The following is a 23,616-nucleotide window of genomic DNA, read 5'->3' on the forward strand; positions in this document are numbered from 1 at the left end:
AACCGTCCGCAAGGAGTCCCACATGGCCGAGTCACCCGTGTCACGTCGCCCGCGTACGCTGGACCCGGATCGGGTCGCCGAATGGCTGGCCACGCATCCCGATTTCTTCGAGGGGCGTGAAGGGTTGCTGCAACGCATGCGGGTGCCACACCCGGAAGCACGCGGCGGCAGCATCTCGTTGCTGGAGCGGCTGGTACATGACCTGCGCGGGCGGACTGATCAGGCAGAAGAGCGCCTCGAGGAGCTGTTGACCGCCGCGCGCGACAACGAGAGTCGCTATCAGCGTCTGCGTCAGCTGGTGCTGGATCTGCTCGATGCCGAGTCCGATGATGCGCTGGCCGAAACGCTGGCCACGCGTCTCAGCGAGCTGTTCGACATCGCGGCCGTCTGTCTGTGGCAGCGCGATGCCGGTGCCTCGGCACAGCCACCGCGCCAGGCGCTCGACGATGCGCGCGGCGAGCAGTTCGAGCGCCTGCTCGAGGGGCGCGCCAGCCGCTGCCTGGCCATGCCGCGCACGCGCTGGGAAGCCCTGCTGCCCGACCATCAGTGGCCACTCGGCGCCGACTGCGCAGACCTCGTCGATGCCAGCCAGGCCGATGCCACGCGCGGCTCCGCCGTCATCGTGCGCCTGACCCGTGGCGAGTGCCTGGGCTATCTGGTGGTGGCGAGTGCCGATGCCGAGCAGTTCCGTGCCGGTCTCGACACCCTGTTTCCCGAATACCTCGGCGACGTGCTGGCCCGCTGCCTGGGCCGCGATGCCCAGGGCCAGGCACCACTGCGCTCCTCGAGCCGTGACGACCAGGCCAGCCGATGAGCCGCCTCGAGTCGGCCCACGGCGCCTCGGTCGTCGACACATCCACCGACGACGCCTCAGCGAGCAACGCCGAGCGTGTTGCCGCCGAGCAGGCCCTGTCCGCGACCTGTCGGGAATTTCTGTCCGAGCTTGCCCTCGACAGCAGCCACGCGACCGTCAGCGCCTACGCGCGTGATCTGCAGGCGTTGACCGCCTTCATGCTGCGCCCCGCAGCGGACAGCAGCGCCGCTCGTGCAAAGGATTCGCCGCCCCTGCCGCAGGATTGGCAGGCGCTGGACGTGCCGACGCTCAGGCGTTTTCTGGGTGCCGAGCGTAGCCGTGGCCTCGCACCGCGCTCATTGGCACGGCGGCGCGCGGCGATCAGCCGTTTCTGTGGCTGGTTGGTCGAGCAGGATGTGCTGCCACACAACCCGGCGGGACTGGTGCAGACACCACGCCTGCCGGACCATCTGCCACGCCCGGTGGATATCGACAGTCTGGCGCGCTTTCTCGACTGCCCGCATGACGGCACGCCGCTGGCGATCCGCGATCAGGCAATGCTGGAACTGCTCTACGGCGCGGGCTTGCGTCTCTCGGAGCTGGTCAGCCTCGACCTCGACATGCTGGAAACCCGCCGCCTGCGCGTGCGCGGCAAGGGCGACAAGCCCCGCCAGCTGCCGATCGGCTCACGCGCCCGTCAGGCGCTGGATGCCTGGCTGGTGGTGCGTGGCCAGCTCGCCGCCCGGGACGAGCCGGCATTGTTCGTAGGCCAGCAGGGGCGTCGCCTCGGCCAGCGTGGCGTGCAGCTCAGGCTGGTGACGCAGGCGAAAGAACGCGGCCTGCCCGAGCATCTGCACCCGCACCGCCTGCGCCACTCCTTCGCCAGTCATCTGCTCGAATCCAGCGGCGACCTGCGCGCCGTGCAGGAACTGCTGGGGCACGCTCACCTCTCGACCACCCAGGTCTACACGCGCCTCGACTGGCAGCAACTGGCCAGCGCCTATGATCAGGCGCACCCTCGCGCCCGCCGCCAGCGCGGATCAGCGACGGCAACGTCAGACACCGACGCCACCTCCCCTATTGATGCTCCACTCAAGGATGACACCCTGTGACGCCTGCCAACGCGCCTCGCCTGACGGCCTTGACCTTCGATCTCGATGACACCCTGTGGGCCAATCGCGCGGTGATGGAGCGCGCCGAGGCCGAGCATTACGCCTGGCTGGATGGCGAGATCGGGCATGCCAACGACTTCCCCCTCGAGGAATACACGCGTCGCCGCATGGCGCTGGGGCTGGAGCATCCGCTGCGCCGCGGTGATTTCACCTGGCTGCGCCGCGAGGCCATGCACGCCATGCTGCGCGATGCCGGGCATGATGATGAGCAGGCGGGCCACTGGTCGCGCGCCGCCATCGAGCGCTTCCTGGCGCTGCGCCACGAATTGACGCCCTTCCCGGAAGCCAGCGAGCTGCTCGACTCCCTCGCCCGCGATTACCGCCTTGGTGCCATCACCAATGGCAATGTCGACCTAGCTCGCCTCGCGCTGGATCATCATTTCGAGTTCAGCATCGCCGCCGGCGAATGGCTGGCGCCCAAGCCGGATGCGCGCCCCTTCCTCGCCGCCATGGCTCGCCTGGGCAGCCGCCCCTCCACCACCCTGCATGTCGGTGACTCATGGAAGGAAGATGCCTTGCCTGCCGCGCGCCTGGGCATGCAGGCCGCCTGGATCGACGTCAAGGGCCAGGGCGCCCCGGGCCCCGTCCCGGCAGGCGTACATGTCATCTCGCATGTCCGCGAGCTGCCGGCGCTGATTGCACGCCTGAATGACTGAGTGACGGTGCAAGTGGCGGGATGACTGAGTGTGGGAATGACTGAGCGACCGACGGCTGAGGCTCAAGGTGTGGCGCGCCTGATGCGCCTGGTGTGCCCGATGGCTGAGTGAATTAAAACTTGTACAAAAATGGCGCCTCAACCATATTTCATGTACAAGTTTCTCAGCGTCGTCGATATTGAACCCTGTCTGGGGTTCCTGAGTCTGCGCTGGGAGATGCCTGCCACCTCGACCTCAAAAGGAGAGGCCAGCATGAGCACCCACTCACTCCCGCGCTACCGTGTGTCATCTTCCTCCCCCCAGAGGCCGCCCCTGCATGGTGAAGGCGAGCAGCGCGCGCCGATCATGACGCCCTCGCGTCAGACCAGCCGCGCCCTGCTGAAAGGTGTGGCCATCGTGATGGCATCCGCGTTGCTGGTCATCGTGGCGGTCTACAGTGGGCGTGCCAGCCTCGCGACGCTGCAATCCGGCGTGCAGGAAGCGCCGGCGGCCTCACCACAGGAGGCCATGCGCAGCCTGCTCGTCCCCAGCGAGGCCGTGACGATGCCGGAAGTCGTCGAGCCCGCGGCAAAGGTGCCGCATATTCTCTCGGCGCCCAGGGAGACGAGCTCTCTGACCCGCCTTGACCCCATCAGCAGCGCGCCGCGCAGCCTGTTCATGTGAGTGGCCCTGGGGAAGCGCAAAAGCGCAGAGGTGAGTGACAGCGTGCCTGTCGTAACGCAAACGGCCACCCCGAGGGGTGGCCGTTTCGTCATGCAAGGTGGCCTGGTTCGAGGCTTCGCCCCAAATCGCCTTACCCCTTCAGTCAGTCGTCGAAGGGGTCCTGCGGTGCCTCATCGCCTGCCATCTCTTCCACGCCGTCCATCACCGACGGGTCCGCCAGCCACTCGTCGAGCTTGGCATGCACCTGCTCGACACCAGAGTACTTCAGCGACGAGAACAGCTGCACGGTGACCAGGTCTTCCCACTCCTTGAGCGCGTGACGCACCTTCTGCAGGCTTGCCGCAGCAGGGCCGCGCTTCAGCTTGTCCGCCTTGGTCAGCAGGATATGCACCGGCATCTTGGCCTCATCGGCCCAGCCCAGCATCATCTGGTCGAATTCGGACAGCGGATGGCGCACATCCATCAGCAGCACCAGGCCCCGCAGCGACTGGCGGTTGCGCAGGTAGTTGGACAGATGGGACTGCCACTCGCGCTTCACCTTGTCCGGCACCTTGGCATAGCCATAGCCGGGCAGATCGACCAGATGGCGGCCCGTTTCACCGATGGTGAAATAGTTGATCAGCTGGGTGCGGCCGGGAGTCTTGGAGGTACGGGCCAACGCCTTCTGCGAGGTCAGCGCATTGATGGCGCTGGACTTGCCGGCATTGGAGCGACCCGCGAAGGCCACTTCGGCACCCACGTCCGTCGGGCACTGGGCCAGAGTCGCGGCACTGATCAGGAAGCGCGCCTGACGATAATGGAGCTTGGGGGTCGAAGGAGCTGATTCGGCCATGGGAGTTCTGAATACCTGTTGAAGGCGGACGTCTCGCCCGCGCGACATCACGAGAGAGCAGAAGAAACGACCGGTGTAACGAAAAGAGTGCCGCATGCCCTGTCATCGGCGCTGCAACTTGCCGACGACAGCGGGAAGATGCACTGGATTACTGCGATGACACGACTGGCGACAGGCACGCTCACGCGCCCTGAGGGGATTCGCTATACTGCCTGCAAGGTCAGCATGGCGATCATGAGGCCTAGTGTACCACCCTGCTCTCACGGGCTGCGAGAGTGGGGTGCACTTCTCACCGCGCGCAGCACGGCGCGGGCACCGGGGAAATGACAGAGGCCACCATCCACGCCGGATGATACAAGCCCCGAACGGGCCTCTTCGTGAAACAGGGACCAGTGAAATGGATGAGCTGATGAGACCAAGGCAGACCCCCGAGCGCCCCTTGCGCCTGCTGCTGGCACTTGCTGCCACGACGTTGGCCGCCACCTTGCCGACGGGGGCCGCCGCCGAGTCGCTGGTCGGCGATGCCGCGGCAGGCAAGGCCAAGGCTGCCGTCTGTGCTGCCTGTCATGGCGCCCAGGGCATCTCGCCGACGCCGGCCTTCCCCCATCTTGCTGGCCAGCAGGCCCACTACCTGCGCAAGCAGACGGCCGACATCCGGGATGGTCGCCGCTCGGTGCCGCAGATGGCCGGTATCGCCGACAACCTGAGCGATCAGGACATCGCCGATATCGCGGCCCATTACGCCGCGCAGCCCGCCAATCGCGGCCAGGCCGAGCCAGAGGCGGCCCGAGCCGGCGAGGTGCTGTATCGGGCAGGCTCGCTCGAGCGCGGCATCGCGGCCTGCACAGCCTGTCATGGCCCGCGCGGTGAAGGCATCGACTCAGCAGGCTATCCGGCGCTGGCCGGGCAATTCCCCGCCTATACCGTGACGGCCCTCAAGGCCTTCCGTGACGGCAGCCGCGACAACGACCCGAACGCCATCATGAGCAGCATCGCCGCGCGCATGAGTGACAGCGACATGCAGCAGGTGGCCGAATATCTCCACGGCCTGCGCTGAGGCATCCGTTCAGCCGGGTATCGCGTATGACTGACTTGATGACGACCGGCACCAGCACGCCGTTCACGGGGCGTGTTCGAGCGACGCCTTGTACGGCGCGTGATCGAACGGCGTTCATCCAACGGTCAACCTTGTCACGCTAGGCTGGCCCGAGAGTGATCCGCCGTGTCCCGCCCGGCAGTCTCGACAGCAGTGGTGGCTGACACGCATACTCGATGCATCACTAATGTTGCCGGGTATCATGCCCGGGCATGCCTCAATCCGATGGAGATGTTCCATGAAGTGGAAACCCCTACTGACTCTGGTGGCGGGCCTTGGCCTGTCAGCAAGCGTGTTCGCCGCTGAAGCTGGCAAGGACTATCAGGTACTCGACGAGCCGGTGAAGACCGACGCGCCGGCGGGCAATGTCGAAGTGGTCGAAGCGTTCTGGTATGGCTGCCCGCACTGCTACAAGCTGGAATCCAGCCTCGAGCCGTGGGTCGATGAGCTGCCGAGTGACGTGACCTTCAACCGTCTGCCGGCCACCATGGGGCAGGACTGGGTCAAGCACGCCTATGCCTTCTATGCCGCCAAGGACCTGGGCATCCTCGACGAGACCCACAAGGCCTTCTTCGATGCCATCCATCAGGACCACCAGCGCCTGACCGATCCGGATGATATCGCCAAGTTCTACAGCGACTACGGCGTCAGCGAAGAAGACGCCAGGAAGTCGCTGACCTCCTTCGGCGTGAAGAGCCAGGTCAATCAGGCCCACGCCCAGATGCGCGCCTACAAGATCATGGGCGTACCGGCACTGATCGTCGATGGCCGCTATGTCATCTCGCCGAGCACGGCTGGCTCGCTGCAGAACATGCTCAAGATCACCGACGAGCTGGTCGAGCAGGTGCGTGAAGAGAAAGCCGGCAGCAAGGACGCCGCTTGATGGCAGCGGCTGCTGACCCAGTGGCCGCCAGCGCCGCGGGAGGTGCCGGACTCGACGAGACGGCACCTCCCCTGCGTCTGCTGACCTTCAACATGCAGGTCGGCATCCATACCGCGGCGTGGCATCACTATGTCACCCGCGGTTGGCAGCATGTGCTGCCACACCCGATGCGTCGCAAGCGTCTGGAGCTGATCGCCGCCGCCATCACGCCCTACGATATCGTCGGGCTGCAGGAAGTCGACGGCGGCAGTTTCCGCTCCGGCAACGTCAATCAGGTCGATTCACTGGCCGAGACGGCCGAATTCCCGCATCGCTATCAGCAGCTCAACCGCAACCTGGGCCGCCTGGCTCAGCACAGCAACGGCCTGCTGTCGCGCCTGCCGATCAGCCATCTCGAGGAGCACAGTCTGCCCGGTACCCTACCGGGACGCGGGGCCATCCATGCCCGCTTCGGCGAGGGCGAACACGCCCTGCATGTCTTCGTGACCCACCTGGCACTCGGCGCCCGTATCCAGCATCGTCAGCTGCAGTACCTCGGCGAGCTGATCGCGCCCCTCAAGCATGTCATCGTGATGGGCGACCTCAATTGCACGTTGTCCCAGCTTCGTCAGCACAAGGCGTTCAGCGAGGCACTCGACTCCCGTCCCAGCAAGGCCATCAACAGCTACCCAGCCTGGCAGCCACGCCGTGGGCTCGACCATATCCTGGTCTCCTCGACGCTGCGCTTGAGCAACCCGACCACGCTGTCGCACCTGTTCTCCGACCATCTGCCGCTTGCGGTAGAAGTCCATCTGCCAGCCGCATGCCGCAAGGCGATCGGGCTCGCCTGACGCCTGTCTCTCTTGCATAAGCATCCCTGACGCCTGCCCCTCGGATATCGATCCCTCGCATATCGCCCCTCTACTGCCTGGCTCTCCCGCCTGGCTTTCTCGCCTGGCTTTCCCGCCTGACTTTCCCGACCCAGGCTTCCCTCAGCTACGGCTTGCCGGCAGCTGTCTGCGCCATGATGCTCACCCCTGCCGCCGCGTCTGCGACGCATCGCTTGCGGACTGTTGGATGCGCATAACGCGATCTGCCGCGCCCTTACTTGTCCGTTTCCTTGCCTGCCTGCCTGCCGGCATTTCTTCGCCTATCTCACTGTAAGCAAAGACAAAAACCGCCTGTCAGACCAATGATCCATTTGTTGTTGCGGCGCCGCTCGCTACTCTTTGTCTGCCAATGACGTGGATTAATCGTTGACTTAGCGATGACTGATGGCATGCCGCATCCGAGCGACGTCACTTACAGGGATGAAGCGTGGAATAGCGTTGTTCAAAGCGATGCCATCACGGCTTGCTGGACACCGCGACTGACCACAACATGAGCAACATCTGAATTGGCGACCTTGCCAGCAATCGCTTGCAACACAACTGCTTGCAACACAAGCGCTTGGCAAAGACACAGCAGACGCTGTCGGCAAAGCAACAACAACACCAACAATCATCACCTGCTACCCGCAGGCCAAGGGGACTCCATGTCTGCCAATGCCTCTACCCCCGGCTGGCTCACAGGGCTCGACCGCATGACCGAGGGGCTGGGACGCTGTGTGTCCTGGCTGGTCGTCATCATGATGCTGGTCGAATTCACCATCGTGATGCTGCGCTACGCCTTCAACATCAACAGCATCCCCATGCAGGAATCCGTGATGTACATGCACGCGGCCGTCTTCCTGCTCGCCGCCAGCTACACGCTCAAGCACGACGGCCATGTGCGGGTGGATATCTTCTATCAGCGCATGTCGCACCGCGGGAAGTCGTGGGTCGATCTCGGCGGCACCCTGTTCCTGCTGTTCCCGGTGATGACCTTCATCCTGCTCTCCAGCCTCGGTTACGTGGGCGATTCCTGGGGCATCAAGGAAGCCTCGCCCGAATCCGGCGGCCTGCCGGGCGTCTACCTGCTCAAGACCCTGATTCCGGCCATCGCCATCCTGATGATGCTGCAAGGCGTGGCGGAAGCCGGCCGCCATCTGCTGTTCCTGATGGGCCGCCTGCCCTCTCCGCATGCGAGCGATGACACCCCTGACCACGATGAGGAGCTGGTGTAATGCTCGAGATCATGCCACTGCTGCTGTTCGTGTGTATCTGTATCGTCTTGATGCTGGGCTATCCGGTGGCGCTGTCACTGGCCGGTACCGCGCTTGCCTTCGCCGGACTCGGCATGGGGCTGGATGCGCTGGGCATTACCCAGGGCGTATTCGATGCCAGCTTCCTGTCCGCGATGCCCAACCGCCTCTACGGCACCATGACCAACCAGACCCTGCTGGCCGTGCCATTGTTCGTGTTGATGGGCGTGCTGCTGGAGAAGTCCAAGGTCGCCGAGACGCTGCTCGACGCCATGGCACTGATGTTCGGCTCGCTGCGTGGCGGGCTGGGGATTTCCGTGACCATTGTCGGCATGCTGCTGGCCGCCTCCACCGGTATCGTCGGCGCGACCGTCGTCACCATGGGCCTGCTGTCACTGCCGACCATGCTCAAGCGCGGTTATGACCCGTCACTGGCCACCGGCGCCATCTGTGCCACCGGCACCCTGGGGCAGATCATCCCACCGTCCATCGCGCTGGTCCTGCTGGGCGACGTGCTGTCTTCCGCCTATCAGCAGGCGCAGCTGTCGATGGGCATCTGGAGCCCGAAGACCGTCTCGGTGGGTGACCTGTTCATCGGCGCGCTGATTCCGGGCCTGATCCTGGTGCTCGCCTATATCGTCTACATCGCCATGGTCGCCTGGCTGAAGCCGGAGAAGGCGCCGGCCGTCGATCGTGATGCGCTGATGGAAGAGCTGGGACATACCGGTAGCATCTTCTGGCTGCTGATGAAGGGCCTGGTGCCGCCGATCGTGCTGATCGTCTGTGTGCTCGGCTCGATTCTCGGCGGTCTCGCGACCCCGACCGAAGCCTCTGCCGTGGGTGCCTTCGGCGCCCTGATGCTGGCCCTCGCCAATCGCAAGCTGAGCCTGAAGACCCTGACGGAAGTGGTGCGCTCCACCACCAACGTCACCTCGATGGTGTTCCTGATCCTGATCGGTGCCGCGCTGTTCTCGCTGGTGTTCCGCGGCTTCGGCGGCGAAGAGGTCGTCACCGAGATCTTCGAGAACATGCCCGGCGGCGTCATCGGTGCCACCCTGGTGGTGATGCTGGTGATCTTCCTGCTCGGCTTCATCCTCGACTTCATCGAGATCACCTTCGTGGTGGTGCCGATCGTCGGCCCGGTGCTGCTGGCCATGGGCCTCGACCCGATCTGGCTGGGCATCATGATCGCCATCAACCTGCAGACCTCCTTCCTGACGCCGCCCTTCGGGTTTGCGCTGTTCTATCTGCGCGGCGTGGCGCCCAAGGAAGTCAGCACCAGCCAGATCTACAAGGGTGTCGTGCCGTTCATCCTGATCCAGCTGTGCATGCTGGGCGCCCTGGCCGCCTTCCCGGGGCTGGCGACCTGGCTGCCGGCCCAGTTCTAGGCCACGACTGACGAGACAGCACAAGGACAGAACACGGACAGAACAAAGACAGAGCAGCAACTGAATTGGCGGGGCCTGCCCCGCCAGCTGATGGGAGAGCCGCCAGTCGGCTCATGCAGATGCATCATATCCGGGGGTCGTTCGCGGCCCACCTCTTGCCCAGCACCAGTTCATGACCGGTGCACAACAACAATCGGGCACTTCAAGGAGCATGCCATGCAACTCAACAAACTCGCCTTCGGCATCGCCGTCGGCACCATGACCGCCATGGGCACCCTGCCGGCCGTCGCCAACGCCGCCGATACCTTCACCTGGAAGATGGTCACCTCGTGGCCGAAGAACTTCCCGGGGGTGGGCCAGGGGCCGGAACGCCTCGCACGTCTGGTCGATGAGATGTCCGACGGCCGTCTCAAGATCAAGGTCTATGGCGCAGGCCAGCTGGTCCCAGGCTTCGAGGTCCTGGACTCCGTATCTTCCGGTACCGCGCAGATCGGTCACTCGGCTTCCTACTACTGGAAAGGCAAGGCGCCGGAAGCCCAGTTCTTCGCCGCCGTGCCCTTCGGCATGACCGCGCAGGAAATGAACGCCTGGCTGCATTACGGCGGCGGTCTGGAGCTGTGGAACGAGGTCTACGACAAGTTCGGCGTCGAAGTCATGGCGGGCGGCGCCTCGGGCGTGCAGATGGGCGGCTGGTTCAACAAGGAGATCAACTCGGTCGCCGATCTTGATGGTCTGAAGATGCGCATCCCGGGTCTGGGTGGCGATGTCATGCAGCAGATGGGCGTGGCGACGGTCAGCATGCCCGGCGGCGAGATCTTCACCTCGCTGCAGTCCGGGGCCATCGATGCCACCGAGTGGATCGGCCCGTACAACGACCTGGCCTTCGGTCTCTATCAGGCCGCCAAGTACTACTACTATCCGGGCTGGCACGAGCCGACCGTCACCTTCGAGGCCATCGTCAATGACGACGCCATGGCCGAGCTGCCCAAGGACCTGCAGGCCATCCTGCGTTCCGCGGTACGTGACGTGAACCAGGACATGCTCGACGAGTACACCGCGCGCAACAACGACGCCCTCGAGACACTGCTCAACGAGCACAAGGTCGAGCTGCGCCGCTACCCGCAGGACGTGCTCGACAAGGCGCGTGAGCTGTCCGGCGAAGTGGTCAAGAAACTCGGCGACTCCAACGATCTGGCCGGCCGCATCTACGAGTCCTACACCACCTTCGAAGGCAAGGTCGAGAAGTGGCATGAGGTCTCTGAGCAGGCCTACCTGAACGCGCGCAATCCGGAAGGCGTGCAGTAAGACTGCGTTACCTGCGCCGCGCTCCCGCGAGACGGCGCAGTCCCGTCATCCAATGCTTGCAGCCGCCCCCTCGGGGGCGGCTTTTTTGGGTCTGCGCGATCAGCTCTCGAGCAGGAAGGTCACCGGCCCGTCATTGAGCAGCGAGACCTGCATGTTGGCGCCGAAGCGTCCGGTCTCGATCCCTACGCCCAGTTCTCGCCCGCGCTCACGCGCCTTGTCGACCAGATAGGTGAACAGCCGCTCGCCCTCCGCCGGTGGCGCCGCCGAGGAGAAGCTGGGGCGCATGCCACTGCCGGTGTCCGCCGCCAGCGTGAACTGCGAGACCAGCAGCAGACTGCCGCCCGCCTGCTGGACGTTGAGGTTCATCTTGTCGTTCTCGTCAGCGAAGACCCGGTAATGCAGCAGCTTGTGCAGCAGCTTGTCGGCACGCGCCTCATCATCGCCCTTCTCGACGCCCACCAGCACCAGCAGACCGCCCTCGATGGCGCCGACGCTCTCGTCCTCGACCACGACTTCTGCCCGTGTGACGCGCTGGATCAATGCTCGCATGCCGCTTGCTCCTTCAAGAGATGGATGATGTTCATGACATTTCGTGTTCGGGAGCATACCAGACGCGAACGCCCCGCAGACTGAGCCTGCGGGGCGCGACAGGTGCTACTTGAGTGGGCGAGCTGCCAGTTGGCGAGCTGCTAGTTGGCAAGGCTCGGCAGGAACAGCGCGATCTGCGGGAACAGCATCAGCAGCACCGTCGCCAGCAACAGCAGGGCAATGAAGGGTGGCGTCCCCCGGATGACCTCCATGTACGGTTTTCGGAACACCGCCACCGCCGTGAAGATGTCGCAGCCGAAGGGCGGGGTCGCCGAACCTATCGCCGCCTGCAGGGTGACCAGGGTACCGACCAGCACCGGGTCCAGTCCGGCGGCATCGACTGCCGGCGCAAACACCGGGGCCAGAATCAGGATCACCACGATGGGGTCCACGAACATGCAACCGACGAAGTAGGCCGCCGCGATCACCGCCAAGAGCGCCAGAGCATGCTCCGACAGGTAGGGGATGTAGCCGCCGAGGATGGCATCCGGAATCTTGGCGAAGGAGATCATCCATGAGAAGCCCGCGCCCGCCGCCACCAGGATGAACACCACCGCGGTGATCAGCCCCGTGGAGAAGGCCACACTGGGCAGGTCCTTCAGGGTCACGCCGCGATAGATCAGCATCTCGAGAATCAGCGCGTAGATCACCGAGACCGTGGCGGCCTCCGTCGGCGAGAACATGCCCGAGTAGATGCCGCCGATGATGATCACCGGGAAGCCCGCCGGCAGGCTGGCGCGCTTCAAGGCCTTGAGGCGTGCGGGCCAGTCCGCCTTGGGCTGCGGGGCGATGCCCAGCTTCCACGACTTCCACATGCAGTAGAGCGAGAACAGCACCAGGATCATCAGCCCCGGGCCGATACCGGCGATGAACAGGTCACCCACCGAGGTACCGGTCGCGACGCCATAGATGATCATGCCGATGGAGGGCGGAATCAGCAGCGCGATATCGGAGGCATTGATGATCAATGCGATGGTGAACTTGTCACTGTAACCGGCTTCCAGCAGCCGCGGGCGCAGCGGGCGCCCCATCGCCACCACCGTGGCCTGGGTCGAGCCGGACACCGCGCCGAACAGGGTGCAGCCCAGCGCGGTGGTCACCGGCAGGCCGCCGCGCCAGTGGCCGACGAAGCGCTCGACCAGATCCAGCAGGCGCTGGGCAGTGGAGCCCTTGAGCATGATATCGGCCGCCAGGATGAACATCGGCACCGCCGTCAGCACCACCGGCTGCAGACCGCCGATCATCTGCTGGATCACCAGCTCCGGCTTGAGGAAGGGAAAATCGCTGAACAACAAGAAAAAGGTGCCGACGCTCAATGGCACCATCATGGGTACCCCAAGCAACAGCAGCCCCACCATCACGAGCAGAATCCACATCGCAGCTTCCGTCCCTGGGTCAATGAAGTGTGATCAATCGTCTATCGAGACATCGAGAAGACATTCCAGCCACAGTGGCTAGAGCGCGCCGCTGCCGTCGACTTCCTCGTTCTCGTCCATCTCCGCCGTACGCCATGACAACCAGGCGCCCTGCGCCAGCAGGTTGCGCAGAATCGCCATCAGGTACTGGAGCGCCCCGAGCGCCAGTCCCAGCGGGACCACGGCATAGAGCGCCGCCAGCGACCAGCGCAGCGACGGCGTGACACGCCCGGACTTGGCCAGGCTCTGCAGATAATCCACCGCCAGCCAGGCGAGGTAGGCCAGCAAGGCACAGGTGATGACCTGTCCGGCGATCAGCAGCACCTTGCGCAACCACGGCGGCATGAAGTCCAGCAGCGCCGTCACGCGGATATGACGCCCGGCGCGCGCGCCGTAACTGATGCCGAGGAAGGTCAGCCACAGCTGCAGGATCTGCATCAGCTCTTCGGTGAACGGTAGGCTGTAGTTGAAGACGTTGCGCCCGATGACGTTGGCGATGCTGGCCGTCGCCATGCCCAGCACGCACAGGGCGATCAACCAGCGCTCGACATGCGCCAGGCCCTGGTCACCACGTTCGAACCAGGCGGCCAGACGGCGCAGCGGCGCAGGCAGATGTGCGAGGGGGTCCTGAGCGCCATTCGTCTCGGCCGGGGCGGGGCGGGTCTCGTCAGCGGAGGGAGACTTGGAGGGGGGCGAGTTCATGAAGCGGCTTCCTGTTGATGTGGCATCCTGCCAGATAGGCTTTCTACCAGACGTCATGAGCGCAGTGATTTGCGCCAGACGGCCTGCATTTGCCAGTACGATCCATTGAAATTTTCCGCGGCACCGCCGCGATTTTCACTTTGGCTACTCTTGTTCTAGCTTTATTAGCGGCGCTTGAAATCAGTATGCGGCCGACGCGCGGCATGTCGGTCTGGCGCCGGGGCCGATCGTGAAGCTCTGGCGAGCGACGGACAGATCCTCGAGCACCAAGGCTCGAGTACCAGAGACTCATGCGCACAGGCTCAGCTTATTCATAATAAATTCTAATCATACTATCCAATTTGGTAATTTTTTTATTATATTAAGAATGGCAATATTATCTAAATGATGCAAGTTGCACGCCGGGTATGCCCAGAGCCGCCCGACGCTGATGGAAATCACACAAGGAGAACAAGATGACGATGCAATGGAACCCGTCACCCGAGCAGAATCGCGAGACGTCCAGGACTCCTGTTCCCCTTTCTCGTCTCGCCGCGTTCATCAAGGGAGGCGCCCTCGCGTCCGGCCTGGGCATGGCGGCGCTGGCCTCCGCGGGCGTGCAGGCGGACACCTGGCGTTTCGCGCTGGAGGAAGTCTCCGGCAGCGTGCAGGATGCCTACGCCCAGGAATTCAAGAAGCGTATCGAAGAGGCTTCCGGTGGTGACATCGATGTCGAGATCTACCCCTACGGTGCACTGGGTACCTCCTCACAGCTCACCGAACTGGTGCAGAGCGATGCCATCCAGCTGACCTTTGCCTCACCGGGTCACCTGGCCTCGGTGATTCCGGAGTCGGGCGTCTTCACGCTGCACTTCCTGTTCTCCGACGACAATGCCGTCAATGAAGAGGTACTCGGCAACTCCAAGGCCATCGACATGCTGTCCGAGGCCTACACCGAGCAGAACCTTCAGCTGCTGGGCGTGATTCCGGAAGGCTGGATGGTGTGGACCGGCAACCGCGACATCAAGACCCCCGAGGACATGGAAGGCTTCAAGATCCGCACCATGACCTCGCCGATTCTGGTCGAGAGCTATCGCGGCTACGGTGCCAACCCGACGCCGATGCCCTATTCCGAGGTCTACTCCGGCTTGCAGCTGGGCCAGATCGACGGCCAGGTGAACCCGGTGTTCGCCATCCAGGAAATGAGCTTCTACGAAGTTCAGGACTACATGATCCAGGCCAAGCAGGCGCAGTTCATCACCACGCTGGTGGCCTCCAGTGACTTCTATTCCGGTCTGGATGACGAGCAGCAGCAGATGCTCGACAAGGTCACCAACGAGATGCGTCCGTACATCTTCGAGAAGCAGGAGGAGTACAACGCCGACCGTCTGGAGAAGATCAAGGAAGACAGCGACATCGAGATCATCACGCTGACCGATGAGCAGCGCGAAGCCTTCCGCCCCGTCGGCGAGAAGGGCTGGGAAGTCTACCGTGAGCAATCCGGTGAGCGTGGCAGCAAGATCCTCGACACCCTGCAGGCCGACATCAAGGCTGCCGAAGGCAAGTAAGCCCAGGCAAGCGCGTCAGCCCCGCCAGGTAGATAGCAAGGATCGAAAGAGTGATGGAAAGATAGAAAGTTAGAATGTTAGAAAGACGAGCATGAAAAAACGCCCCTGCCGGGACTCCCGGCAGGGGCGTTTTTCGTGGTGTCTCGATAGAGGCGCGACAGAGGTGCAAGACGATGGCGATGCCGCGACAGATGGGCCAGATAGGCTAGATAAGCTAGAGAGGGGCCAGATGGAGAGCGCGCGCTACTGCCCCAGCAGCTGGGTACGGAAATCCTGCTGGGCCGGTTCATCGCCCAGCCAGATCGCGAACAGGCCGTTGGCCAGCGCCAGTGAATCGCTTTCGAAGATCACCTGCCCGTTCAGCACCAGCGACAGCGTGCCTCTGCCGCCACCGGCGGGCAACCATTGCAGCGCATAGCGATCCCCCGGCACGACGTCCTGATAGGCACGATTGAAGCGCGCCAATTCAGGCTCGATCGCCGCGAAATCCGCCGCTGACAGGTTCTTGCGCACGCCCTTGGTGGTCGCCTTGGCGAAGTCCTCGGCATCGATGGCATGGAAGTACTCCAGCACCAGGCGGCGCGCGACATCCTTGAGCGGCGCCGGACGCGGGCGACGTGCATCCTGATAATAGGCGCCGACATAGGCGTCCCACAGCAGGTAGGTGAAGAGCCCACTGCCGATCAGCGTCAGCGGCTGGCCGGACTGCGTGGTCACCTGATCCGCGAAGGTCACCCCCTTGATCTCGACGGCGAGCGCCGCCGGGCTGGTGGTGGCAAGCAGCGCCCCCATCACGCCCGCGGCCAGCCAGCGCGGCGCACTCGCCACCGGCAGGCTGACGGCATGACAGGCGGCGTTCAGGCTGCAAGCGGCGCCACGGACAGCTGACACGGACAAGCGATACAGCGGCGATATAGGCATGGCATCTACTCGTTGGCTGGCAGTGATCAAGGGGAGCTTACGGGGTTCATCACTCCTGCAGACCGGGTTTCACAGGCCTGGCTCTGGCTGGCTTACCACAGGGCGTGGAAATGATGCACCGGACCACGGCCCTTGCCGACGTTGAGCTGGTCGGAGGCGCGCAGCGCGCCCAGCAGCCATTCGCGCGCCTCGACCACCGCCTGCGGCAACGGCAGACCGTTCGCCAGTCGCGCCGTGATGGCGGAAGACATCGAGCAGCCGGTGCCGTGCAGGTTGTCGGTCTCGATACGCGGTGCGCACAGCCATTGCTCGCCGGCATCGCTGACCAGCAGGTCATCACAGGCCTGCCCCTCAAGCGCCCCGCCCTTGATCAACACCGCCTTCGCGCCTCGGGCACGCAGCTCGCGGGCGACCTCAGGCATGTCGGAGCGCCCGATCAGGCGCCGCTCGCCCAGCAGTACCGCGGCTTCATGCAGGTTGGGCGTGATGATGTCGGCCAGCGGCACCAGGTGCTCGGCCACCGACTGGATGGCAGCATCATTGACCAGCGCATCGCCACTCTTGGCGACCAGCACCGGGTCGAGCACGACCCAGCGCGGGCGACGCTGCTGAAGGCGGTCGGCGAGCATTTCCACCACCAGCGGATCGGCCACCATGCCGATCTTGGCGGCGCGGATATCGAGATCATCCAGCACGGCGTCCAGCTGTGCGGCGATGAATTCCCGCGAGACCGCCTCCACGCTGCGCACGCCGCAGGTATTCTGCGCCGTCAGCGCCGTGATCACGCTGGCCCCGTAGGCGCCCAGCGCAGAGAATGTCTTGAGGTCCGCCTGAATGCCGGCTCCCCCGGAGGGGTCTGAGCCCGCTATCGTCAGGACGCACGGAATATGCATGCAGGAAGCTCCCGAAATATGGCTTTGACGTGCCAACAGCATACCCGAGCTGAGGAGGGAAGAAAGCCACCCCCAGCGCCCTGCCACCGTGAAAAACAGAAGAAAGTGATATGAATGAAGTGGCCCTACTGTCATTGCCGGCATTGACCTCGCTCGCCGTGATCTCGCTGGCCAGCGCCACCCTGCTGCCCGGCGGATCGGAGGCGGCCTTCGCGGGGCTGTGGTGCCAGGGGCACGCGCCCTGGGCGCTATGGATCGCGGCGACGCTGGGCAACACGCTCGGCAGCCTGATCAACGTCGCCCTGGGGCGTGGCGCCCGTCGTCTGCGCACACGGCGCTGGTTTCCGGTCTCGCGGCGCGCATTGGCGCGCGGCACCCTGTGGTATCGCCGATTCGGCGCCTGGAGCCTGCTGCTGAGCTGGGCCCCGCTGATCGGCGACCCGCTGACGGTGCTGGCAGGCGTCTTCCGGCTGGCGTGGTGGAAAAGCATCGTCCTGATCGTGATCGCCAAGGGCGGACGCTATGCCCTGTTGCTGCTGGCAGCCGACCTGTGGCTGACGCCCTGGTGCCAATGACCGCCGCACGGCCGCTGCTCCTGCTCCTGTTCCTGGCCTCACCCTCTTCTTTGTCCCTGCTGCCTCAGTCAGTCGCTTGAATGAGATCGCAGACACGCAAGGCGAGGATGCGTGCTATGCTGACAAGCGCCATGCTGCACTGCACAATAAAAGCACTTCGATTGCTTTTCACCAGTGCCTCATTGCCTTGATCAGGTGCTTCGCTGCCCTTGATATGCACCTCGTCACCCTTTCGCCGCCTCCACGAGCCCACGCCTCCCCCATCACATGGCGTCTCGCTCGCGACGGTCCCCCTGACCTCGGGCATTCCCCGGCGGAGTGCTGCACTGCTAGAGAGGAGAAGGTTTCATGCGTGATACATCCTGCGACTTCTGCGCCGATGCGCTCAATATTCTGGTGCTGCAAGGCGGTGGCGCGCTCGGCGCCTACCAGATCGGCATCTTCGAGGCGCTGGCCGAAGCCGGCATCCAGCCCGACTGGGTGGTCGGCACCTCGGTCGGCGCCATCAATGGCGCCCTGATCGCCGGCAATCCGGAGGGCGAGCGCCTCAAGGCCCTCGAGTCATTCTGGTATGGCATCGCCCAACCCGCTGCCAGCATGGGTCCCGCCTTTCATCCGTGGGAGCGCAGTGTCGCGCGTACCTCCGCCATGCTGTGGGGCATTCCGGGCTTCTTCCGCCCGCGCCCGCTGTGGACGGTACCGATCTGGCAGAGCTTCTTCGGCGAGCCGCCCAGCCTCTACGACACCGAGCCGCTGGGCGACACGCTCAACCGGCTGGTGGACTTCGAGCGCCTGGATGCCCGCCATCCGGAGAACGTTCGCCTGTCGGTCGGGGCAGTGAATATCGGCAGCGGCGCACTGCGCTACTTCGACTCCTCGCATGAAGCGCTGGACCACCGCCATATTCTGGCCAGCGGCGCCCTGCCACCGGCCTTCCCGCCGGTGTGGGTCGATGGCGAAGCCTATTGGGATGGCGGCCTGTACTCCAATACGCCCGTCAGTTGGGTGCTGTCGGAGCGACCGCATGGCGAAACGGTGGTCAACTGCTACGTGATCGACCTGTGGAGTGCCGATGGCAAGGTGCCGGAGACATTGCAGGAGGCGCAGCTGCGCGAGAAGGACATCCAGTATTCCAGCCGTGCCGGCGAGCACCTCAATCTGCTGGAAGAGAATCAGGCGCTGCGCATGGGAATCGAGAATCTCGCCGACCATCTGCCGGAAGAGCTGCGCCAGTCGCCGAAGATCCAGCGCATCCTCGCCATGACCCAGCAGCCCTCGATCAACGTGGTGCGTCTGCTGGCCTCGGCGCGCCCGGGCGAGACCTCACTGAAGGATATCGACTTCTCGCGCGCGACCATCGACTCGCGTCGCGACAGTGGCTATCAGGACATGCAGGAAGTGCTGAGCCGCTGCAGCCAGTTTGCGCCGCTGCCGGAGGATATCGGGGTCATCGTGCGCAACTTCACGCGCAACGCCGAGGGCGAGCTGGTCAGCCTGTCGACGCCTGATGCCAGCCCCGTCGACGATGACCAGGCGAGCATCACGGCAGAGGACCTGCCCAGTCAGGCGACCGGCAGCTGAGCAGCGCTGACGACGATTCAGAACGATCTATCCACACCCCATCGCAGCCGTCACGCGCTGGCGGCGCACCAGGCGGGTGTGGATAACCCGGTGTCGGCAAGACGCCACCCGCCGGGTGGCCTCACCCGCGAGGCTGCGCGGCCCCCAGCCGTGAACACTCCTCGCGGGTAAGCTCGCGCCACTCCCCCGGCACCAGCCCCTCGAGACTCAAGCCCGCCACCGACTCACGGTGCAGCCACACCACGCGATTGCCCAAGCTACGCCACAGTCGCTTGACGTGGTGATGGCGTCCCTCGTGCAGCGTCAGGCGTGCCTGGTTCGCGGTGAGAAACGCAAGCTTTGCCGGCAGTGTCGGGCGCGGATCATGTTCGAGCAGCACCCCCTGGCGAACCTGTGCGATGGCGCTTTCCTGTTCGGCCTCCGTCAGGGGCCGCTCCAGCCCCATGCGATAGCGCTTGGCGGGACCCTCGAGCCCCGCATCGCTGATGCGCGCCGAGACATCGCCGTCGTTGGTCAGCAGCAGGGCACCGGTCGTCGCACGGTCGAGACGACCGACATGATGGATCTCGGCCAGCCAGCCGCTGTCCTCGCCGCGTGCATTCAGCGTGTCACGCAGCACATCGATCACGGTGGGGTGTTCGGGGTCATGACAGGCCGTCACGACCCCGGCAGGCTTGTTGAGCAGGATATGACGCGGACGCCGCGCGATCTGCAGGCAGACGGTCGCGTCACTCGCTGACAGGTGGATGTCATCGAAGGGGCCGACCTCATGCAGCGGGTCGCTGATCGTCGCGCCGTTGACCCGCACGCGCCCCGCCGCCAGCGCCGAGAGCGCATGACGACGGTTGAGCTGTGGCTGACGTGTCAGCCAGCGGTCCAGCCGCATGACCTAGTCCGCCGCCTTGAGCTGGGCTTCCATCTCTTCCAGCGCTTCCTGAGCCTCGAACCATTCGGCTTCGGCCTCATCGAGGCGACTCTTGATCTCGCCCTGGCTGGCCAGCAATTTGGTCAGCTCCGCCTTGCGGTCCGCCTCGTAGAGCGTGGCATCGCCCAGCGCTTCCTCGATCTTGTCCAGCTCGCCCTGCGCCTTGCTCATCTTCTGCTCGGCCTTGTCGCTGACCTTCTTGAGCGGACGCAGCTTCTCGCGCAGTTCAGCCGCCTGACGGCGCGCCTCCTTGCGGTCCGGCGTGCGCGTGCTGTCAGTCCCCGCATCGGCATCCTTCTGGGCGCGCGCTTCCCGCCGCTCGCCCTCGACCCGCGCCTTGAGCCAGGCACGGTAGTCATCCAGGTCACCATCGAAGGGCGTCACGCGACCATCGGCGATGCACCAGAATTCATCGACGCAGGCACGCAGCAGGTGGCGGTCGTGGGAGACCAGAATCACGGTGCCCTCGAAGGTCGCCAGTGCATCGGTGAGCGCCTCGCGCATGTCGAGGTCCAGGTGGTTGGTCGGCTCATCCAGCAGCAGTAGATTGGGCTTCTGCCACGCGATCAGCGACAGCGCCAGACGCGCCTTCTCGCCACCGGAGAACGACTCCACCGTGGCGTAGACCTCATCGCCGTGGAAGCCGAAGCTGCCGAGGAAGGTGCGGATCTCCAGCTCACCCGCCGACGGTGACAGGCGCAGCACATGATTGAAGGGCGTCGAGGACAGGTCGAGCCCGTCCACCTGATGCTGGGCGAAGTAGCCGATGGCCAGATGCTCGCCGGCGGTCCGCTGGCCCTCGACCAGCGCAAGCTCGCCGGTGAGCGCCTTGATCAGCGTCGACTTGCCGGCGCCGTTGGGGCCGAGCAGACCGATGCGCTGCCCCGGCAGCAGCGAGAAGCGCACCCCGGAGAGCTGCGGCGGCTGACCGGGATAGCCGATCACCGCGCGGTCCAGCCCCAGCAGCGGATGCGAGATCTTGTCGGAGCACGGGATGGTGAAGTGGAACGGGGAATCGGCCTTGACCGCCGCCGTCTCTTCCATGCGCTCCAGCATCTTCATGCGACTCTGGGCCTGACGCGCCTTGGTGGCCTTGGCCTTGAAGCGGCGCACGAAATCCTCGATCTCGGCGCGCCGCGCCATGGTCTTCTCGTGCTCGACCTGCTCGCGCACCAGGCGCTCGGAACGCGTGCGCTCGAAGCGGCTGTAGTTGCCCTTGTAGACCACCAGCTTGCGGCGATCGAAGTGGATGATGTGATCACACACCGCATCGAGGAAGTCGCGGTCGTGGGAGATCAGCAGCAGCGCGCCGGGATAACGCGCCAGCCATTGCTCCAGCCACAGCAACGCATCGAGATCCAGGTGGTTGGTCGGCTCATCCAGCAGCAGCAGGTCAGAGGGCGTGAACAGGGTGCGCGCCAGATTGGCACGCATGCGCCAGCCACCCGAGAAGGCCGCCAGCGGCTGACTGAGCTGCGCCTGGCTGAAGCCGAGGCCGACCAGCAGCTGCTCGGCACGTGCCCGCGCGGTGTAGCCATCGAGGGTGTCGAAGTGGGCGTGCAGCTCGGCCTGACGCTGGTGCTCGCCGCTCTCTTCGGCGGCCGCCAGGGCGCGCTCGGTCTCGCGCAGCGCGTGGTCTCCGTCCATGACGTAGTCGACGATAGGGCGCTCCAGCGCATCGATTTCCTGCGCCATGTGCGCGACACGCACGCCACCGGCCAGCGATACCGTGCCGCTGTCGGGCGTCAACTCGCCGAGGATCAGGCCGAACAGGCTCGACTTGCCGGCGCCGTTGGGACCGACGATACCGGCCTTGTGACCGGCATGCAGCGTCAGGTCCGCTTCGTCGATCAGCGGTGCTCCGCCGCGTTGCAGGGCGAGCTGGCGCAGTGCAATCATGACAACCTCGATCAGAAAATACGGGGGACGTCGGGCTCCCGTTCACCGCCACCGACACGAGCGCTACGACTCAGCAAGCTGCTGGGCGCGACTCGTGAAGAGACATCATCCGTGACACATGAAGAGACATCATCGGTGGCACATGAAGAGACATCATCCGTGACACACGAAGAGGCCGACTTGATGGGCGCATATTCTATCGGATTATGGGACTACGCGCTGTCTCTGTATGCCCTGCCCGGCGAGGTCGGCTCTGCGGGCAACCCTCAGCCGACGCCGGACATGATGAGCACCTGCCTGCTGCTGCAGGACGAGGCGGGCCTCGATGTCTGCGAGCTGCTGTGGATTCACTGGCTGTCCGCCCACGGCATCGCCCTGGCCGCCTCGCCCACTCGCCTGCTGGAAGATGTGCGCGACTGGCAGGGTTGGATGACCGGCATGCTGCGCGAGCGGCGCCGCCAGCTGAAGCAGGAGCTGACGACGCTGCCCGCGACCCAGGACCCGGCCGCGGTGCAACGCCTGGAACGCCTCTATCAGCAGCTCAAGGCCTGCGAGCTTTCCGCCGAGCAGGAAACCCTCGCCCAGCTGGAAGGGCTGAGTCCTGCGCTGTCGTCAGCCGAAGGCGCGACCGGCCTGCGGGCGCCCTTCGCGCATGTCGCGGACCCGCTGCAGGCCTTTCAGCAATCGCTGGCCCTGCTGAGCGGCAAGACGACGCTCACCCTGGGGGACCACCCATCGGCACGTGCCCTGCGCCGGCTGGCACTGGCCCGCGTGCCCGCCGGCGCCTGACAACGCCAGCGAGATGCGGAACTTGTACGCGGCTGGTAGAGTCGGAGTAACACTAGTGCCCGAGGCAGGCCATGCCGCCTCAGTGCCAATTGCGTGTTTCGGGCCCGTCTCAGGCCCATTCCATCCTGAAGGAGTTTTCATGAAACAGCTGGTCAGTGCCGTCGCGCTCGGCGCCCTCCTGGTCACCCCGTTCAGCTTTGCCGCCGATGACAGCCTCGCAGACGAGCAGGCACAGCTCAGCTATGGCATCGGTGCAACTCTGGGCAAGAGCCTCTCCCAGGACATCACCGATCTGGATCTCGACGCCTTCACGCAAGCCGTGCGTGATGTCTACGCCAAGGGCGACATGAAGATGAGCGACCAGGAAATCGCGGATTCGCTTTCCCGCTTCCAGCAGAAGAAGATGGAAGAGCAGAAGAAGATGGTTGAGCAGGAAGCGACCGACAACAAGGCAGAGGGTGACAAGTTCCTCGCCGACAACGCCAAGAAGGACGGCGTGAAGACACTGGATTCCGGCCTGCAGTACAAGGTGCTGGAATCCGGTGACGGCGCGACCCCGTCCGCTGAAGATACCGTCAAGGTGAACTACGAAGGCAAGCTGCTGGACGGCACCGTCTTCGACAGCTCCTACCAGCGTGGCGAGCCGGTCAGCTTCAAGGTCAACCAGGTCATCAAGGGTTGGCAGGAAGCACTGCAGGAAATGAGCGTCGGCGATACCTGGATGCTCTACGTCCCGGCTGAGCTTGCCTACGGCAAGGCTGGCACCGGCGGCCCGATCGGCCCGAACGAGACGCTGACCTTCAAGGTCGAGCTGCTCGACGTGACCAAGGCCGACGCCAAGCAGTAATGGCGGCGTGAGCCTCCCCTGCTGGTAACCGGCAAGCACTGCTGC

General features: G+C 64.6%; 23 protein-coding genes. 15 read left to right on the forward strand and 8 right to left on the reverse strand.

Features of this window, described 5'->3' with window-relative positions:
- Positions 1-22 precede the first annotated feature (22 nt).
- The 4 genes from QD208_RS12490 (at position 23) to QD208_RS12505 (ending at position 3,284) form a co-directional block, all read left to right on the forward strand.
- A complete protein-coding gene (locus tag QD208_RS12490; protein ID WP_279836980.1) occupies positions 23-814 on the forward strand; it encodes a DUF484 family protein in 792 nt (263 codons plus the stop codon).
- The gene (locus tag QD208_RS12495) at positions 811-1,905 is read left to right on the forward strand and encodes a tyrosine recombinase XerC (protein ID WP_279836981.1); all 1,095 of its coding nucleotides are present in this window, start codon (positions 811-813) and stop codon (positions 1,903-1,905) included. Before QD208_RS12490 ends, QD208_RS12495 begins: the two co-directional genes overlap by 4 nt.
- The gene (locus QD208_RS12500) at positions 1,902-2,621 is read left to right on the forward strand and encodes an HAD family hydrolase (protein WP_192839074.1); all 720 of its coding nucleotides are present in this window, start codon (positions 1,902-1,904) and stop codon (positions 2,619-2,621) included. Before QD208_RS12495 ends, QD208_RS12500 begins: the two co-directional genes overlap by 4 nt.
- A 252-nt stretch (positions 2,622-2,873) precedes the next feature.
- Positions 2,874-3,284 (forward strand): hypothetical protein, encoded by a 411-nt coding sequence (locus QD208_RS12505; RefSeq protein WP_279836982.1) that lies wholly within the window; start codon positions 2,874-2,876, stop codon positions 3,282-3,284.
- Between the two features lie 142 nt (positions 3,285-3,426).
- Here the strand turns inward: QD208_RS12505 and yihA are convergent, their stop codons facing one another.
- The gene (gene yihA, locus QD208_RS12510) at positions 3,427-4,116 is read right to left on the reverse strand and encodes a ribosome biogenesis GTP-binding protein YihA/YsxC (RefSeq protein ID WP_054556430.1); all 690 of its coding nucleotides are present in this window, start codon (positions 4,114-4,116) and stop codon (positions 3,427-3,429) included.
- Positions 4,117-4,525: 409 nt separating this feature from the next.
- Between yihA and QD208_RS12515 the strand changes: the two genes are divergently transcribed.
- The 6 genes from QD208_RS12515 to QD208_RS12540 all read left to right on the forward strand — a co-directional run bounded on the left by QD208_RS12515 (position 4,526) and on the right by QD208_RS12540 (position 10,889).
- Positions 4,526-5,173, forward strand: a complete 648-nt coding sequence (locus QD208_RS12515) for a c-type cytochrome (protein ID WP_342357211.1) — start codon at positions 4,526-4,528, stop codon at positions 5,171-5,173.
- A 277-nt stretch (positions 5,174-5,450) separates the two neighbouring features.
- Positions 5,451-6,095: a thiol:disulfide interchange protein DsbA/DsbL gene (locus tag QD208_RS12520; RefSeq protein WP_153635052.1), complete on the forward strand. Its 645-nt coding sequence runs from the start codon at positions 5,451-5,453 to the stop codon at positions 6,093-6,095.
- Between the two features lie 92 nt (positions 6,096-6,187).
- Positions 6,188-6,925: an endonuclease/exonuclease/phosphatase family protein gene (locus QD208_RS12525; protein WP_240548771.1), complete on the forward strand. Its 738-nt coding sequence runs from the start codon at positions 6,188-6,190 to the stop codon at positions 6,923-6,925.
- Positions 6,926-7,608: 683 nt separating this feature from the next.
- A complete protein-coding gene (locus QD208_RS12530; protein ID WP_043333327.1) occupies positions 7,609-8,178 on the forward strand; it encodes a TRAP transporter small permease subunit in 570 nt (189 codons plus the stop codon).
- Entirely contained in the window at positions 8,178-9,584 is a 1,407-nt protein-coding gene (locus QD208_RS12535; protein WP_054556429.1) for a TRAP transporter large permease subunit, read from the forward strand. The genes QD208_RS12530 and QD208_RS12535 overlap by 1 nt, the downstream gene beginning before the upstream one ends.
- A 258-nt stretch (positions 9,585-9,842) precedes the next feature.
- Positions 9,843-10,889, forward strand: a complete 1,047-nt coding sequence (locus QD208_RS12540) for a TRAP transporter substrate-binding protein (RefSeq protein WP_240548770.1) — start codon at positions 9,843-9,845, stop codon at positions 10,887-10,889.
- Positions 10,890-10,988: 99 nt separating this feature from the next.
- On the opposite strand, the gene dtd is transcribed toward QD208_RS12540, so the two are convergent.
- From dtd to QD208_RS12555, 3 genes are all read right to left on the reverse strand, one after another.
- Entirely contained in the window at positions 10,989-11,438 is a 450-nt protein-coding gene (gene dtd, locus QD208_RS12545) for a D-aminoacyl-tRNA deacylase (protein WP_131431125.1), read from the reverse strand.
- 140 nt (positions 11,439-11,578) lie between these two features.
- Positions 11,579-12,853, reverse strand: a complete 1,275-nt coding sequence (locus QD208_RS12550; RefSeq protein ID WP_054556427.1) for a TRAP transporter large permease — start codon at positions 12,851-12,853, stop codon at positions 11,579-11,581.
- Positions 12,854-12,931: 78 nt separating this feature from the next.
- Positions 12,932-13,594 (reverse strand): TRAP transporter small permease, encoded by a 663-nt coding sequence (locus QD208_RS12555; protein ID WP_159055814.1) that lies wholly within the window; start codon positions 13,592-13,594, stop codon positions 12,932-12,934.
- Positions 13,595-14,049: 455 nt separating this feature from the next.
- Here QD208_RS12555 and dctP point away from each other — a divergent pair, with 455 nt between their 5' ends.
- On the forward strand, positions 14,050-15,141 hold the full coding sequence (dctP, locus tag QD208_RS12560; RefSeq protein ID WP_234368071.1) for a TRAP transporter substrate-binding protein DctP: 1,092 nt from the start codon (positions 14,050-14,052) through the stop codon (positions 15,139-15,141).
- A 243-nt stretch (positions 15,142-15,384) separates the two neighbouring features.
- On the opposite strand, the gene QD208_RS12565 is transcribed toward dctP, so the two are convergent.
- Together QD208_RS12565 and thiD are read right to left on the reverse strand one after the other, a co-directional pair.
- Positions 15,385-16,062 (reverse strand): chalcone isomerase family protein, encoded by a 678-nt coding sequence (locus QD208_RS12565; RefSeq protein WP_279836983.1) that lies wholly within the window; start codon positions 16,060-16,062, stop codon positions 15,385-15,387.
- Positions 16,063-16,154: 92 nt separating this feature from the next.
- Positions 16,155-16,955, reverse strand: coding sequence for a bifunctional hydroxymethylpyrimidine kinase/phosphomethylpyrimidine kinase (gene thiD, locus QD208_RS12570; RefSeq protein WP_043333319.1), 801 nt, complete (start codon positions 16,953-16,955; stop codon positions 16,155-16,157).
- A gap of 143 nt (positions 16,956-17,098) precedes the next feature.
- Between thiD and QD208_RS12575 the strand changes: the two genes are divergently transcribed.
- Both QD208_RS12575 and QD208_RS12580 read left to right on the forward strand, forming a co-directional pair.
- Positions 17,099-17,530, forward strand: coding sequence for a YqaA family protein (locus tag QD208_RS12575; protein WP_054556479.1), 432 nt, complete (start codon positions 17,099-17,101; stop codon positions 17,528-17,530).
- Between the two features lie 348 nt (positions 17,531-17,878).
- The gene (locus QD208_RS12580) at positions 17,879-19,111 is read left to right on the forward strand and encodes a patatin-like phospholipase family protein (protein ID WP_131431122.1); all 1,233 of its coding nucleotides are present in this window, start codon (positions 17,879-17,881) and stop codon (positions 19,109-19,111) included.
- 121 nt (positions 19,112-19,232) lie between these two features.
- Here QD208_RS12580 and QD208_RS12585 read toward each other — a convergent pair whose 3' ends face one another.
- The gene (locus QD208_RS12585; RefSeq protein ID WP_279836984.1) at positions 19,233-19,997 is read right to left on the reverse strand and encodes a pseudouridine synthase; all 765 of its coding nucleotides are present in this window, start codon (positions 19,995-19,997) and stop codon (positions 19,233-19,235) included.
- Between the two features lie 3 nt (positions 19,998-20,000).
- Positions 20,001-21,935: an ATP-binding cassette domain-containing protein gene (locus tag QD208_RS12590; protein WP_107335718.1), complete on the reverse strand. Its 1,935-nt coding sequence runs from the start codon at positions 21,933-21,935 to the stop codon at positions 20,001-20,003.
- Between the two features lie 183 nt (positions 21,936-22,118).
- On the opposite strand from QD208_RS12590, the gene QD208_RS12595 reads away from it, so the two are divergent.
- Together QD208_RS12595 and QD208_RS12600 are read left to right on the forward strand one after the other, a co-directional pair.
- The gene (locus QD208_RS12595) at positions 22,119-22,724 is read left to right on the forward strand and encodes a TIGR02444 family protein (protein ID WP_279836985.1); all 606 of its coding nucleotides are present in this window, start codon (positions 22,119-22,121) and stop codon (positions 22,722-22,724) included.
- 139 nt (positions 22,725-22,863) lie between these two features.
- On the forward strand, positions 22,864-23,571 hold the full coding sequence (locus tag QD208_RS12600) for an FKBP-type peptidyl-prolyl cis-trans isomerase (RefSeq protein WP_043333314.1): 708 nt from the start codon (positions 22,864-22,866) through the stop codon (positions 23,569-23,571).
- The last annotated feature ends 45 nt before the right edge of the window (positions 23,572-23,616 follow it).

The sequence above is a fragment of the Cobetia sp. 29-18-1 genome (assembly GCF_029846405.1).
Lineage (GTDB): Bacteria > Pseudomonadota > Gammaproteobacteria > Pseudomonadales > Halomonadaceae > Cobetia > Cobetia amphilecti.

Bases quoted from the DNA above. Each gene is read 5' to 3' on its own strand.
- QD208_RS12490 (WP_279836980.1), top strand. From the start codon at position 23: ATGGCCGAGTCACCCGTGTCACGTCGCCCGCGTACGCTGGACCCGGAT.
- QD208_RS12495 (WP_279836981.1), top strand. From the start codon at position 811: ATGAGCCGCCTCGAGTCGGCCCACGGCGCCTCGGTCGTCGACACATCC.
- QD208_RS12505 (WP_279836982.1), top strand. From the start codon at position 2,874: ATGAGCACCCACTCACTCCCGCGCTACCGTGTGTCATCTTCCTCCCCC.
- yihA (WP_054556430.1), bottom strand. From the start codon at position 4,116: ATGGCCGAATCAGCTCCTTCGACCCCCAAGCTCCATTATCGTCAGGCG.
- QD208_RS12515 (WP_342357211.1), top strand. From the start codon at position 4,526: ATGAGACCAAGGCAGACCCCCGAGCGCCCCTTGCGCCTGCTGCTGGCA.
- QD208_RS12520 (WP_153635052.1), top strand. From the start codon at position 5,451: ATGAAGTGGAAACCCCTACTGACTCTGGTGGCGGGCCTTGGCCTGTCA.
- QD208_RS12525 (WP_240548771.1), top strand. From the start codon at position 6,188: ATGCAGGTCGGCATCCATACCGCGGCGTGGCATCACTATGTCACCCGC.
- QD208_RS12530 (WP_043333327.1), top strand. From the start codon at position 7,609: ATGTCTGCCAATGCCTCTACCCCCGGCTGGCTCACAGGGCTCGACCGC.
- QD208_RS12535 (WP_054556429.1), top strand. From the start codon at position 8,178: ATGCTCGAGATCATGCCACTGCTGCTGTTCGTGTGTATCTGTATCGTC.
- QD208_RS12540 (WP_240548770.1), top strand. From the start codon at position 9,843: ATGACCGCCATGGGCACCCTGCCGGCCGTCGCCAACGCCGCCGATACC.
- dtd (WP_131431125.1), bottom strand. From the start codon at position 11,438: ATGCGAGCATTGATCCAGCGCGTCACACGGGCAGAAGTCGTGGTCGAG.
- QD208_RS12550 (WP_054556427.1), bottom strand. From the start codon at position 12,853: ATGTGGATTCTGCTCGTGATGGTGGGGCTGCTGTTGCTTGGGGTACCC.
- QD208_RS12555 (WP_159055814.1), bottom strand. From the start codon at position 13,594: ATGAACTCGCCCCCCTCCAAGTCTCCCTCCGCTGACGAGACCCGCCCC.
- dctP (WP_234368071.1), top strand. From the start codon at position 14,050: ATGACGATGCAATGGAACCCGTCACCCGAGCAGAATCGCGAGACGTCC.
- QD208_RS12565 (WP_279836983.1), bottom strand. From the start codon at position 16,062: ATGCCTATATCGCCGCTGTATCGCTTGTCCGTGTCAGCTGTCCGTGGC.
- thiD (WP_043333319.1), bottom strand. From the start codon at position 16,955: ATGCATATTCCGTGCGTCCTGACGATAGCGGGCTCAGACCCCTCCGGG.
- QD208_RS12580 (WP_131431122.1), top strand. From the start codon at position 17,879: ATGCGTGATACATCCTGCGACTTCTGCGCCGATGCGCTCAATATTCTG.
- QD208_RS12585 (WP_279836984.1), bottom strand. From the start codon at position 19,997: ATGCGGCTGGACCGCTGGCTGACACGTCAGCCACAGCTCAACCGTCGT.
- QD208_RS12590 (WP_107335718.1), bottom strand. From the start codon at position 21,935: ATGATTGCACTGCGCCAGCTCGCCCTGCAACGCGGCGGAGCACCGCTG.
- QD208_RS12595 (WP_279836985.1), top strand. From the start codon at position 22,119: ATGGGCGCATATTCTATCGGATTATGGGACTACGCGCTGTCTCTGTAT.
- QD208_RS12600 (WP_043333314.1), top strand. From the start codon at position 22,864: ATGAAACAGCTGGTCAGTGCCGTCGCGCTCGGCGCCCTCCTGGTCACC.